7 protein-coding genes and 1 pseudogene are annotated in these 12,839 nt (G+C 61.7%); 3 read left to right on the forward strand and 5 right to left on the reverse strand.

The window, feature by feature from the left end:
• Window positions 1–77 precede the first annotated feature (77 nt).
• Entirely contained in the window at window positions 78–1,310 is a 1,233-nt protein-coding gene (locus PspR76_RS13100; RefSeq protein WP_159955818.1) for an NADH:flavin oxidoreductase/NADH oxidase family protein, read from the reverse strand.
• 72 nt (window positions 1,311–1,382) lie between these two features.
• Here PspR76_RS13100 and PspR76_RS13105 point away from each other — a divergent pair, with 72 nt between their 5' ends.
• The gene (locus PspR76_RS13105; protein ID WP_159955820.1) at window positions 1,383–1,790 is read left to right on the forward strand and encodes a MerR family transcriptional regulator; all 408 of its coding nucleotides are present in this window, start codon (window positions 1,383–1,385) and stop codon (window positions 1,788–1,790) included.
• Window positions 1,791–1,911: 121 nt separating this feature from the next.
• Here PspR76_RS13105 and PspR76_RS13110 read toward each other — a convergent pair whose 3' ends face one another.
• Window positions 1,912–2,406 (reverse strand): DUF934 domain-containing protein, encoded by a 495-nt coding sequence (locus PspR76_RS13110; RefSeq protein WP_017136920.1) that lies wholly within the window; start codon window positions 2,404–2,406, stop codon window positions 1,912–1,914.
• Window positions 2,390–4,048, reverse strand: coding sequence for a nitrite/sulfite reductase (locus PspR76_RS13115; RefSeq protein ID WP_159955822.1), 1,659 nt, complete (start codon window positions 4,046–4,048; stop codon window positions 2,390–2,392). Before PspR76_RS13115 ends, PspR76_RS13110 begins: the two co-directional genes overlap by 17 nt.
• A 423-nt stretch (window positions 4,049–4,471) precedes the next feature.
• On the opposite strand from PspR76_RS13115, the gene PspR76_RS13120 reads away from it, so the two are divergent.
• Entirely contained in the window at window positions 4,472–5,539 is a 1,068-nt protein-coding gene (locus PspR76_RS13120) for an ABC transporter substrate-binding protein (RefSeq protein ID WP_159955824.1), read from the forward strand.
• Here PspR76_RS13120 and PspR76_RS13125 read toward each other — a convergent pair.
• Window positions 5,536–5,754, reverse strand: coding sequence for a DUF2970 domain-containing protein (locus PspR76_RS13125; RefSeq protein WP_159955826.1), 219 nt, complete (start codon window positions 5,752–5,754; stop codon window positions 5,536–5,538). The genes PspR76_RS13120 and PspR76_RS13125 overlap by 4 nt on opposite strands.
• A gap of 113 nt (window positions 5,755–5,867) precedes the next feature.
• Here PspR76_RS13125 and PspR76_RS31250 point away from each other — a divergent pair, with 113 nt between their 5' ends.
• On the forward strand, window positions 5,868–8,195 hold the full coding sequence (locus tag PspR76_RS31250) for a dermonecrotic toxin domain-containing protein (protein WP_335928440.1): 2,328 nt from the start codon (window positions 5,868–5,870) through the stop codon (window positions 8,193–8,195).
• 2,810 nt (window positions 8,196–11,005) lie between these two features.
• Here PspR76_RS31250 and PspR76_RS31495 read toward each other — a convergent pair.
• Window positions 11,006–12,796: pseudogene (locus PspR76_RS31495) on the reverse strand (dermonecrotic toxin domain-containing protein); the annotation flags it as partial.
• Window positions 12,797–12,839 lie beyond the last annotated feature (43 nt).

The raw sequence follows: 12,839 nt of genomic DNA on the forward strand, positions 1-12,839 counted from the left end.
GAAAAACTCCAATCGTCAGTGAGGTTAAAAACTGCTGATCAATAGGGGACAGTTCGATCACGGCGGATGTTCACCCTTTAGTGTGAAGATTGCGTCATGGCCGCGCGGTATTGGCGGGTGCGCCGAGCGATAAACCACTGATCGCGCACCAACGCGATGCACGGCGCTACGCTGGCCTTGGGCAGATGGCCGCGGCTGAGCCGGCGCATCTGATACCGCACCACGGCAAGCGTGGCGAGGGAGGCCAGGGGTTTGCGCTTCCAGTCAATGGGCTTGAGTTGCGGGTTGGGGTCGCGGCCTTCGCGCCAGTGTTGGATCAATTGCGGCTCCAGCGTCAGCGCCGTGGCGATGCCGGCCATGGCGATGCCGCTGTCCAGCACTTGCTGCACGATGGGCAAGCGGCGAATGCCACCGGTGACCATCAGCGGCATGGTGGCGATGGTCGCTACGTCCTTGGCAAATTCCAGGAAGTACGCTTCACGGGCCAAGGTGCGCCCGTCCCGTGCGTCGCCCTGCATGGCCGGCGCTTCGTAGCTGCCGCCGGACAATTCCAGCAGGTCGATGGGCAGCGGGTTGAGCATCTCGACCACTGCGCGTACATCCGCCTCGGCAAAACCGCCGCGTTGGAAGTCGGCGGAATTGAGTTTTACCGCCACGCAAAAGGTCGGGCTGACCGTGGCGCGAACCGCGTTGATCACCTCCAGCAGCAAGCGCGCGCGGTTCTCCAGCGAGCCGCCCCAGCGATCGGTGCGCTGGTTGCTGAGCGGCGAGAGAAACTGGCTGATCAAGTAGCCATGCGCGCCGTGGATCTGCACCCCGGTGAACCCGGCTTTCTCGGCCAGGCGCGCGCTGGTGGCGAAGCGTTTGATTACGTCTTGAATGTCGGCTTCGGTCATCGCCTTGGGCTTGGCGAACATCTTCGAAAAACCGCCGAGGTCGAGCGCTACGGCAGACGGCGCCATGGCTTGCTGGCCCAGGTTGGCCATGGTCTGGCGCCCCGGATGGCTGAGCTGCACCCAGAAGTGCACGCCCTTGGCGCGAGCCACCTCGGCCCATTCACGGAAGCTGTCCAGGTGCTGTTCATCTTCCAGCGCGACACCGCCCGGGCCGGTCATGGCGCGGCGGTCGATCATCACGTTGCCGGTCAACAGCAAGCCGGGCGCGCCGTCCGCCCACGCCGTGTAGAGCTGTTTTAGTTCGCGCGACGGGGCCTGTTTGGCGTCGGCCATGTTCTCTTCCATCGCCGCTTTGGCGATGCGGTTGGCGAGGACTTGGCCGTTGGGCAGTTGCAAGGCTTCGAAAGGTGACATGCGTTGACTCCTGAGCGGGGGAGGCCTCAGGCTAAGCTTAAAGTTAACTTTAATGTCAAGCAGGGTGTGGCGATGAATATTGGTGAGCTGGCAAAGAGGAGCGGGTTGGCGGCGTCGCGCATTCGCTTTTATGAGGCCGAAGGGCTGATCAGCCAGGTGGGGCGCCAGGCCAATGGCTATCGGCGTTATTCAGCCGAAGCGCTGCAAACCTTGCAGCTGATTCAAAGTGCGCAGCAGGCCGGGTTCACCTTGCAGGAGCTTAAAGCGCTGATGCCGGCGCCGGGCGAGAGCAAGCGCGACGAATTGATTGAGGCACTGGAGCGCAAGGTGGCGCAAATCGAAACGATGCAGGCGCAGCTGGCCCATAGCAAAGCTCAGTTATTGGGCGTGATCGAGGCGGTGCGGGCGCACCCGGCAGATGTGCCGTGTTCCATGGGGCAAAAGCAGGTGCTGGCGTCGATCACGCATGATCGTCGTTGATCGTTCCCACGCTCTGCGTGGGAATGCCGCTTTGGACGCTCTGCGTCCCGCTCAAGAGTGACGCGGAGCGTCACGGGAGGCACTCCCACGCAGAGCGTGGGAGCGATCACTGCGCTAACGTTTAGCGACGACGGAACAAGGGCAACGGCTCATCCGTGGCGGCCTGGTACGTCACCGAGAAGTCCTTGAGGCTTTCCAGGGCTTCGTACGGGTCTTTGTCGGCGCGCAAGGCGAAGGCATCGAACCCGCAGCGGCGCAGGTAGAACAGCTGGTCACGCAGCACGTCACCAATCGCCCGCAGCTCGCCCTTGTAACCGTAACGGTCACGCAGCAGGCGCGCGTTGGAGTAGTTGCGACCGTCGGTAAAGGCCGGGAAGTTCAGGGCGATGACCTGGAAGTGCTGCACGTCATCGCCGATTTCTTCGGCTTCTTCATCGGCGTCCAGCCACACACCCAGGCCGCCGTCGCGGGCCTTGAGGGCGTGGCCGTGTTCGCGCCACAGGGCCAGCGGCACGATCAGGTCGTCGCAGTTGGAAATACCGTCGAAGCTCGCGTCCTTGGGCAGCAGGTGCCAGGTTTCGTCGAGGACTTCGTTGTTCTTAATGATTCGCTGCATAGACGCGCTCCTTGAACAGGTCGATGCCGATGCGCTGGTAGGTGTCGATGAAACGCTCATCTTCGGTGCGCTGCTCAATGTACACATCGATCAGCTTGCCGATCACCTCGGGCATGGCTTCCTGGGCGAAGGACGGGCCGAGGATCTTGCCCAGGCTCGCATCGCGGCTGGCGCTGCCACCCAGGGACACTTGGTAGAATTCTTCGCCTTTCTTGTCCACACCCAGGATGCCGATGTGGCCGACGTGGTGGTGACCACAGGCGTTCATGCAACCGGAGATGTTCAGGTCCAGCTCGCCGATGTCGAACAGGTAGTCCAGGTCGTCGAAACGGCGCTGGATCGATTCGGCAATCGGGATCGATTTGGCGTTGGCCAGGGAGCAGAAGTCGCCACCTGGGCAGCAGATGATGTCGGTCAGCAAGCCGATGTTCGGAGTGGCGAAACCGCCTTCGCGCAGCTCGCCCCACAGGGTGAACAGTTGGCTCTGCTCAACGTCGGCAAGAATGATGTTTTGCTCGTGGGAGGTGCGCAGTTGGCCGAAGCTGTAGCGCTCGGCCAGGTCGGCAACGGCGTCCAGCTGCTTGTCAGTGATATCGCCCGGCGCCACGCCGGTAGGTTTGAGCGACAGGGTCACGGCGACATAGCCCGGCTTTTTGTGCGCCAGGGTGTTGCGGGTGCGCCAGCGGGCGAAACCTGGGTGTTGCTGGTCGAGGGCTGCGAGCTCGGCGTCCTGATTGCTCAGGGCTTTGTACTCAGGGTCGACGAAGTGCTTGGCCACACGCTGTACTTCGGCTTCGGTCAGAGTGGTCTGGCCGCCGCGCAGGTGTTCCATTTCAGCGTCGACTTTCTGGGCGAATACCTCAGGGGTCAGCGCTTTGACCAGGATCTTGATCCGGGCCTTGTACTTGTTGTCACGACGGCCGTAGCGGTTGTAGACCCGCAGGATCGCGTCGAGGTAGCTCAACAGGTCCTGCCACGGCAGGAACTCGTTGATGAACGCGCCCACCACCGGCGTACGGCCGAGGCCGCCACCGACCAGTACACGGAAACCCAGCTCGCCGGCTGCGTTGTGCACCGGTTCGAGGCCGATGTCGTGCACTTCGATGGCTGCACGGTCCGAGGTCGAGCCATTGATGGCGATCTTGAACTTACGTGGCAGATAAGCGAACTCAGGGTGGAAGGTGGTCCACTGACGGACAATTTCACACCACGGCCGTGGGTCGATCAGCTCGTCAGCGGCAACGCCGGCGAATTGGTCGGTGGTCACATTGCGCAGGCAGTTACCGCTGGTCTGAATGGCGTGCATCTGCACGGTGGCCAGCTCAGCCAGGATGTCCGGCACGTCTTCCAGCGCCGGCCAGTTGAACTGTACGTTCTGGCGGGTACTGATGTGGGCGTAGCCCTTGTCGAAGTCGCGGGCGATCTTGGCCATCATGCGCGTCTGGCGTGAGGTCAGTTGGCCATAAGGCACAGCCACCCGCAGCATCGGCGCAAAGCGCTGAACATAAAGGCCATTTTGCAGGCGCAGAGGGCGGAACTCTTCTTCGCTCAGTTCACCTGCTAGGTAGCGTCGGGTCTGATCACGGAACTGCTTGACGCGGTCCTCGATGATGCGCTGATCGTATTCGTCGTATACGTACATATAGGTCCTGTTCTCGGCAAATCTGCGCGCACGGCCGCGCACTCCCAACGGAGCCGGCGCACGATACCAGTTTGCGTTTATGCGCAAAAGTGATGTTTGAGTATATGTAAATAACCAAATTGACTAATGAGAACCGTTATCGCGATACCCACATTTGTCATGCGGGCAATCGTCGACTTTACTGTGAGCGTGTTTGAGTGCAATCACCTATAAAACCGATAAGAGGCGATGCGATGAGCAATTCAACCAAAGCCCGTAAACCCGACAGTACCGTGGATGCCTGGGCCATTCTGTTCCTGATCATCCTGGTGGTCGGGACCGCCGTATTCTGGGTTAGCCACCAGTAAAAGAAGGGTGCTTGCGCCTCGATTGACTGTCGCATTGCCACTATGATGGCGATCAACATTCGAGGCACAAACAACCATGTTGAAGGTTCTGATTGCGTGTGTGTGGTTACTGGGGGCGGCGTACGGGGCGACAGCCCATGCGGCGTCAGTGGTATTTCTTAACCCCGGCACGTCCACCGAAACCTTCTGGGTCAGCTACGCGCAATTCATGCAGGCCGCCGCCAAGGACCTCGGCCTGGATTTGCGCGTGCGTTATTCCGAGCGCAATGCCGATAACACCCTGGCCCAGGCCCGCGAAGCGTTGCAGGGTGCCGAACGGCCCGATTACCTGGTGCTGGTGAACGAGCAGTACGTCGCCCCGCAAATTCTGCGCATGGCCCAAGGCAGTGGGGTGAAGTTGCTGATCGTCCATAACGCACTGACCGCCGATCAGGTGCAATTGCTTGATGCGCGTACAGACGCGCAGTGGATCGGCAGCCTGGTGGCCGACGACGAGCAGGCCGGTTACCTGATGCTCACCGACCTGTTGCGCCAGTATGGCCCCGTCGCGCCGGGTGCAACCCTCGACGTGCTGGCGTTTTCCGGCGCCAAGAACACGCCCGTTGCACAGCGACGCGAGCAAGGCCTGCGCCGCGCGCTGGCCGAACATCCCGAGGTGCGCCTGCGCCAGTTGGTCTACGGGGAATGGAGCCGCCAGCGCGCCTTCGAGCAAGCCACGCAGTTGTTCAGGCGCCACCCGCAAACAGCGCTGGTGTGGTCGGCCAATGATGAGATGGCACTGGGCGCGATGCAGGCCTTGCAAGACAGCGGGCGATTGCCCGGCAAGGACGTGTTGTTCAGTGCGGTCAACAGTTCGCCGGACATATTGCAGGCACGCCTGGACGGGCGGCTGACCACCTTGGTTGCCGGGCATTTCACCCTGGGCGGGTGGGCGATGGTGCTGGTCAACGATGATGCCAAGGGCGTCGACATCAGCGCCTACGGCGGTCGCGACCGCCAGCAAGCGCTGTTCCAGTTGATCGATAGCGACCAGGCCAAGCGCTTGCTGGGGCCGATGCCGCCGGTAGATTTTCGTGCGCTCTCGGCGGTCGGCAAGCCGGCGTCCTACCGTTACCCGTTCAGCCTGCAACTGCTGCTGCGTTAAACCCCGGCCAGGTGCAGCACCAGCTGGACGATGCCGAACAGCGTCAGCGCAAACACGGCCGTGAACAGGATGCCCAGCACGACAAAATGGCTGGGCTTGCCATGGGTAAAGTCGCGCGCACGATTTTTTCCGCTCTGCACGCCAAAGGCGGCCGCCATCACGCTGTGCAGCATTTGCCAGAAGGTCGGCGGTTTGTTGTCGAGTGGATCGTCCATAAAACCCTCGTCACGAAGACTCTCCAACACAGCATAGTCGCCCCGTATCTATACACCACCGGCCTTGGGCTGAACGGTGATGTGCTGTCACTTCATTTCACAGGAGTGACAGCATGTCCGATTTATCCCCTGGTGCCGCCACCGCAAAACCGCCGGCGGCAACCTTAAGTATTCACGGTGACTTCCTCGAAAAGGCTGTGCCGCAATGGCTGATCGACGCGACACCGGCCCGGCGCCTGGCGCTTAAACACAGTACGGCGGTGTTGCCGGATTGGTACAAAAACGCCTCGCCCGAACAGCGCAAGACCGTCACCGCCAGCATCAAGGCCAGCACCCTGGCCCAGACCCAACTCGACAAAAGCATGGCCACGTTCCAGGACGTCGACAGCTTCGCCCGGCCCTTACTGCTCAAAGCCCTGAAAGACCAGTTCCAGGTGGACGTTGACGTCGACAAGACCCTGCTGTGCCTGCGCCGCCCGCTGGCGGTGACGGTGCTGGAGCTGGAAGTGTCGTCGTTTGAATTCCTCAAGTTGTCGATGCTGCAAGCTGCACTGCATAACTTCGAAGCCTGGGAGTGCAAAAGCGCTGCCTACCATGAAAGCTCCGGCTTTGTGGTGCAGGCGGCCAGCCCTGACACTTTCGAAGCCACCACGCTGAACCTGACGGTCAGCCAGTTCCTGACGCTGTGCCGTGACCTGGATGTGGGCGCCAACTACCAGGCCTACCTGAAGACGTTCTTCGAGCCTGCCGATGCCACGGCCCAGGCGACCCTGCGCCAAGGGTTTATCGCCAGCCAGAAAACCGCGATGCGCGCTGCCGCCGACCAGGCATTGCTGACCCGGGACATCGAGCCTGCGGACCACAAGATGATCCTCTCGGTGATCAACGGCGAAGTGCACCCGTGGATGGGTGACAAGCAAGTCTGGTTCAACGACATGGGCCTGATGAAAAAACGCATGACCGGCTGCGTGGCCTTCGTGATCGGCAAGAAGTACCGCTACAACGACGAAGTGATTCTCTACATTCCTCAGGACCCGGAGCATCCGCTCAAGCGCTATACCGCCGCGCAGATGCGCGAAGAATTCAAGCGCCTGTTCACCGCCAGAGACGGCATGCAGGCCAACGATGCCAGCCCCACGGCCTACCAGCGGTTTTTCAGCCAGTTCGTGCCGTATGCGCAGCGCGGGTATTACTTCAGCCAATTCACCCAGGCGGCTGCCGATTCCCCCGGCGGCCCCTTGACGTCGCCGTGGCGCACGATCATTGAGACGGTCAGTGAGCTGTCGCCCGCCACCCATATCAAGGAGCTGCCACCGGCGCGTCCGGCAAAAATGGAACCGGCACCCGATCCGTATATCGCGCCCTCATATGTCACCCGCAAGGGGCGCGGGCCGTGGGCGGACAATGTGGACCTGTGGGACTACCTGTTTGAGCAAAACCGCGACAAGGTGTATGCCGATGCCCGCAGCCATGCGGTGCCCACTGCCGAAGTCGATATCAAGGCGCGCGAAGCAAAACTCGCCCATCTGCTGGAAATCGGCTTGCTGGGGCTGAACATGGTCTCCATGTTCGTCCCGGTCCTGGGCGAAATCATGTTGACGGTGATGGCCGGGCAGTTGCTGTACGAAACCCTGGAGGGCTCGATCGAGTGGGCCGAGGGCGACAAGCGCGCGGCCAAGGCGCACCTGGTCGACGTGGCCGAGAACCTCGCGCAGCTGGCTGTCATGGCTGGCGTGGGCGCAGCGGTGAGTAAATTCAGGGCAGTCAAGCCGGAACCGGTGATTGAACACCTTAGCCCCGTGACGTTGCCCACCGGCGAGACCCGCCTGTGGAAGCCTGATTTGAGTGGCTATGAAAGCCCGGTCGCGCTGGATGCCGGCTCAGGGCCGAATGCGCTGGGGCAGTATCAGCTGCAGGGCAAGACCTATATCCGCCAGAGCAATAAGGTTTACGAACAGTTTTTCGAGGAGCCGAAGCAGCAGTGGCGCATCAAGCACCCGAGCGACCCCGCTGCCTACCAGCCGATTCTGCACAGCAACGGCCGTGGCGCCTGGCGCCATACCCTGGAGCGGCCACTGGAATGGGACCGCCTGACCCTGCTGCGGCGCATGGGCCATACCACCGAGGCGTTTTCCGATACCGAGCTGATCAAGGTGGCGGATGTCAGCGGTGTCAGCGACAACGCCCTGCGCAAAATGCACATGGACCTCGCGCCGCCGCCGCCCGAGCTGACGGATGCGATGCGCCTGTTCAAGGCCGACGCCGACACCGGCCAGGTGATCGAGCAATTGCGCGGCACCCAGCCGATTGATGACCGCTATCTGTACGCGCTGCCGCTGGTGGCGGAAATGCCCGGTTGCCGGCGCGTCAATGATTGCTGCTCCGGGAGTTTCAAGTGGGCGAAGCTGTGTTGCGCTGCCGGCGTCAGCGCCGTGGGGTAATGGAAGTGCGCATACCACAACACCTTGAGCGTTTGTTTGTCCTTCACTGAGTATTCGGTCAGAAAATCACCGGCTGCCAGTGGTTTTCGGCTTTTGACCAGGTTGATATCGATGAAGCCTTTTTTGTGCAGGTAGTCGATGTTTTCAGCTTTGGGGAGCTGTTGCATGTAACCCTGCGCGCGCACCTCGTGAGCCAGGTTGCGAGCGGCCCGCGCCCTGTCACCGTAGGCCTTGACCAAGTCGTCAGCCTCGGCGTGGGTGGCATGGTCTTCTTTGATCTCATTGGCCAAGGCTTCGATTTTGCTCGCATGCTGGGTCAACATGTCTTCCCATTCCACCGGGCGCAGGGTTTCACGTCGGCTGGGATCGAGGAGTTTGCGCTGTTGGTCGCGTATCGTGCGCTCAATTTTTGCTCTTTCGGTAAATACGGATTCTGCACTGCGTTTAATCGTGTTCAACGAGCGCTTTACCGGCGTGCTTGGTGGTACGACCGGCGCCGCTTGGACAACCTCAGTCCATACGCCTTCAGCGGCGTGTTCGTGGTAGCTGGCGACGATCTTCTTTGTGTGTGGGTCGGTGATATCGACAAAGTTGCCCGGCATGTCTGGCTGAGGCGGGCGCAGGTCACCCACCAGCGTGCGTTGGTTGCGCGTCCTGATGACTCGGCGGGTGGCGGGTTTCTCGCGCGTGGGGGCAGGTAGTCTGGGTCGGTGAGAGAACCCTTCCTCCGAAAGAATCAGGTCCGCCAGTTGGGCTTCAAGGTCGGTACGGGCGCTGCCAATCTCATCGAGGAAGGTTGCCCGATATTCCTCGCGCACAAAGCCGGAGCCCATTTCAGCCAGCGACCTGACGGCGTTCTCCAGCCGTTCATAGCGCTCAAGGACGTCCTTGAGTACCTCAATTTGTTCAAGCGTCGAGTAGCCACGGGTGGTGCGCATTTCCGTATGCGCCAACACACTGGTGACGGTTTTGGCGTCGGTGAGCACCATGAGGTATGGAAACTCGGCGAGTTCCCGGGAGGGGTGAGTGCGATCAAGCACCAGTTCAGTCAGGAAGATCAGAGCATGCTGGTTGAGCGTGCTTGAGGAGATGTTTTGATCGGTGGGGCTGTCCTCCAATAGCAATTGGCGCAAGGCGGGGTCCGCTTGCTGGAGGATATTCTCGACGTGTTGGGCAGGCTCGATCTTCTGTTTGAGCACCTCAAATTGCTGCTTCCTGATATTCCTGAATTCCTCGTAGGCGCTGGTGATGCCATTGGGTAACTGCGTATTGACGCGGTCATGCACTTCATCTTCCGATTCGCCGCGCTCGGTTTGAAGCGTGTCCACGAGTTTTTGCGACATGACCTCATAGACCGCGCCCCAGTAATTAAACAGGGCCCTGGTGTTCCTGTTGCGACGTTTTACATATTCCGGGTCGGTCCTGTCGGCTGCCACCAGTTCACCGGCGAGGGTTTGCATGTCCTCCAGCTTGGAAACTGACTCATGACCTTGTTTCAGATACTTCTCAAGGGCGATCTCCCACTCGACCTTGGCCCGTGCCGTGGCAAGGCGCCTTTGCTCATGGCGTTGAGTGACTCGTGCGTGCAGTTCTGGAATCGCGGCCGAGGTGGTAAGCCTTGACCAATCTGCGCGCAGGTCGATCAGCTCTTTCGCCAGCCGGTCGCGGGCGTCGTCCAGCGCGACTTTAAGCTCTATCGATTTCATCGCCACCGGCACGAATCGCTCCTCGAGTGCACTCAGGTCGCGCTTGAGCGCAGCGATTCGATCGCGTTGTTTGCGCAACTGTGCATCCAGCTTTTTCTTGGGCATGCCGCCTTCAAGACGCGCCTTGCGCTCAAGGCGCCAATGCCCCTGATTGTCGCTGACCAGCTTGAAACCAGGGTGCAGTGGGCGTTGTGGGTCCACCAGGTAAACCTCACCAAACCCTGGCACCACGCTGACCTGAAACAACAGCCCGCCGACGCTGGCGTGCCAGGTTTGGCCAATGCGGTACAGCCCCATGAGCGGGCCGCTGGCCTCTGGTGGCGGTAAAGTTTCAGGCCAGGGCACGTGGACGTCGAGCAGCGCCTTGAGCAACTTCGCACTTGCCTGCGGGCTGGCCAGCGAGCGGCTGAAATCCAGGGCGGTGCGGCCGCTTGCCGGGGGTTCGCCGGGCAGCGTCACGGCGCCGTGGCGAATCAGCGAGGGGCCGGGCTGAGGCGCTTGGCCCGCCGGATGGCGCCAGGTGGCCAGGCGCAAGACACTCTCTTCGGGCGCGGGGCGCGCCAAGGGCTGGCGGCTTCGAGGGGAGGCGCTGGTGGCGTGCAACAACAGCATGGCGGTATTGAGCAGCAGGTCAATCAGCGCCAGCTCACGCGTGGTCGGGTCGCTGCTGTCCAGGCCGGCCAGGTCCTGCTCCAGGCTGCTGACCAACACCAGGAACCAGCCGGCCAGCATGGCCGGGCCGCGTACCAACGGCAACAACAGGGTATTGAACAGCAGCCATGCGCCCTCCATCACAATGGCCCAGCGGCTTTCGTGGTTGGACACCGACTCGCGGTCCGCCAGGTCGACCATCGCCCGCGCGGTGCTGCCGAACAAGTGGCTCAGCAGTTGTCCGTTGATCTGTGACTGCAGCCATTCCTCGGCGCCTTCATCGACGGCCAGCGTCGCCGGTGCAGGGTCTTCAGGCGGCGCGAACTCATCCCCCGGCAGGAAACGAATGATGTGCGGCTGTTTGATCCCGCCGTGGTCATAAATCGGCCGAGCCGTGTCGCTCAGCCAGGTCAACACACTGCTTTGCAGTTCGCCGGGGCTGGCAAGCGCCTCGAGCAGGGCCTGGCGTGTCGGGTATTGAGACAGGGCCTCGGCGTACAGCGGTCGGTACAGCACGTGCGGGCCAACGCCAGCGTCGCGGGGTTCGATTACGAAGACGTTGTTGACGGCGTCGGGCGTTGCCCCGGTTTTGCGGCACAGGGCCAGTGGGCGCAGGACGATTTCCTGACCGTCGATGACTCGGTCTGCGGGTGTCTCGCCCATCAGGGCTTTCACATAGCGATAGCCGGTGGCGGTGACCCCGTGTTGTTGCCGAATCGCGTATTCCAGGGCGCGCATCGGCAGCTGCACCTTGAGTTCGCGGGTGAAGAGTTTTTCCCGGCGGCGCGCGTCGGCGGTGTCCGACAGCAACAGGTCTTTGATCTTCTGCGGGTAGGCCGTACCGATGTCGACACGCTGGATCAGGCCTTGGCTGCCCAGCAGGTAATCTTCGTTCAGCCAGCCCGGCAGCGCCCCGGCGGTTTTGGACCGTAGCGTCAGCGTGCCGTCAGGCTTGCCGGCGAGGTTTTTCACCGCCAGTTCCGTCAGCGACAGCTGCACATGGTCGATGATGCCGGCGCCGCCTGGGTAGCCAGCCGCGACGGCGAAGTCCAGCAGTACATCGTCGGGGTCCTGGTCGCCGTGGTCGGCCTGCATCTGCTTGCGCAACGCATTGCGGCTGAAAGCATGGATGTTTTCCACGCCCTCATTGAATGAGCGCCCCTGATTGAGGCGCAGCACCTGGGCCATGTCCTGCAGGTGGCGGTGGTAGGCAAAGCGCTCATTGGCGCTCGCTTGCTTGAGCCACACCGGGAGTTTTTCGTCGACCTTCTGCAGGTGCGCAGGGGCTGGCACGGCGGTTTGGGTAAACAGCAGGGCCGGGTCCGTGAGCGTTTCCAGGGTGCGGTCGAGTGCCGCTTCGCTTTGCCCTTGATAGGCCAGCGTTTCCAGGTCTTCCAGTTGCTGATTGAGGATAAGCCCGGCCTGTTGTTCAAACACGTTGCCGTCTGGCTCATTGCGCCGCCAGGTCAGGCTGTCGAACTGAAACTGCGCCTGCATCCGCGCGCCCCAGGCTTCGCCAAAGGCGTCCAGGGAGCCAAACGGCTCGACAACGCCTGCCACGCTGCACAACAGCACCTGTCTGTCGCGCACCAGCAGCAGGTCCGGCGTCAACAGGCATACCTCCTTGCCGGCTTTAGACAGTGTGGTTTCGATGAAATACGCGTAGGTGGTCGGTGTGGAGCGGGGCAGGCGTTCCAAGCGTGACGGCCAGGCGGCGGTAGTGGCCAGCATGTCCCTGTGGGTGTCGCTCAGGCCCTGGCGACCGGCTGCCGCTGCGGTCATCTGGCCATTGAGCCACTCGCCCAGCCATTGCCAGCGGCTGCTGCCCAGGCTGTCGGTCTCGCTCCAGTAGGCGGCGAGGTCCGCTTGGAAATGCAGGTAAAGCGAGCCTGGCAGTTCGTCGATGATGTGCGCAATCACCTGCATGTCGATATCGGCCAGGCGACCGCCGCTAATGGGAGACAGATAGTACGGCAGGCCGTTCTGGGGGCGCAGGTCCAGCAGGCGCGGGTTCAGGACGTGGGCCACCGCCACATTGATCAGCAGCGGGAACGTGTAGCCGCCGGCGGGCGTGGGGCTGGCCAGTTTGAGCGTGAGCAGGTCCAGCTTCAGGCGCGGATAACGCTCGCGAATACCGTCGAGCAGTGCCTTGAACACCACTGAAAACAAGGCCGGGCGGGTAGCGAAATGGGCATGGATGGCCTGGGCGGGTAATGCGCTCAGGGCGATGGGTAGATCGGGCATGGCAAAATCCTTTTTTCTGTGTACACCCCGGTGTTGGGTGAGC

It is taken from the genome of Pseudomonas sp. R76, assembly GCF_009834565.1.
Taxonomy (GTDB): Bacteria; Pseudomonadota; Gammaproteobacteria; order Pseudomonadales; family Pseudomonadaceae; genus Aquipseudomonas.

Coding starts and splice junctions, on each gene's coding strand:
- PspR76_RS13100 (WP_159955818.1), bottom strand. CDS start 1,310: ATGTCACCTTTCGAAGCCTTGCAACTGCCCAACGGCCAAGTCCTCGCC.
- PspR76_RS13115 (WP_159955822.1), bottom strand. CDS start 4,048: ATGTACGTATACGACGAATACGATCAGCGCATCATCGAGGACCGCGTC.
- PspR76_RS31250 (WP_335928440.1), top strand. CDS start 5,868: ATGTCCGATTTATCCCCTGGTGCCGCCACCGCAAAACCGCCGGCGGCA.
- PspR76_RS13125 (WP_159955826.1), bottom strand. CDS start 5,754: ATGGACGATCCACTCGACAACAAACCGCCGACCTTCTGGCAAATGCTG.
- PspR76_RS13120 (WP_159955824.1), top strand. CDS start 4,472: ATGTTGAAGGTTCTGATTGCGTGTGTGTGGTTACTGGGGGCGGCGTAC.
- PspR76_RS13105 (WP_159955820.1), top strand. CDS start 1,383: ATGAATATTGGTGAGCTGGCAAAGAGGAGCGGGTTGGCGGCGTCGCGC.
- PspR76_RS13110 (WP_017136920.1), bottom strand. CDS start 2,406: ATGCAGCGAATCATTAAGAACAACGAAGTCCTCGACGAAACCTGGCAC.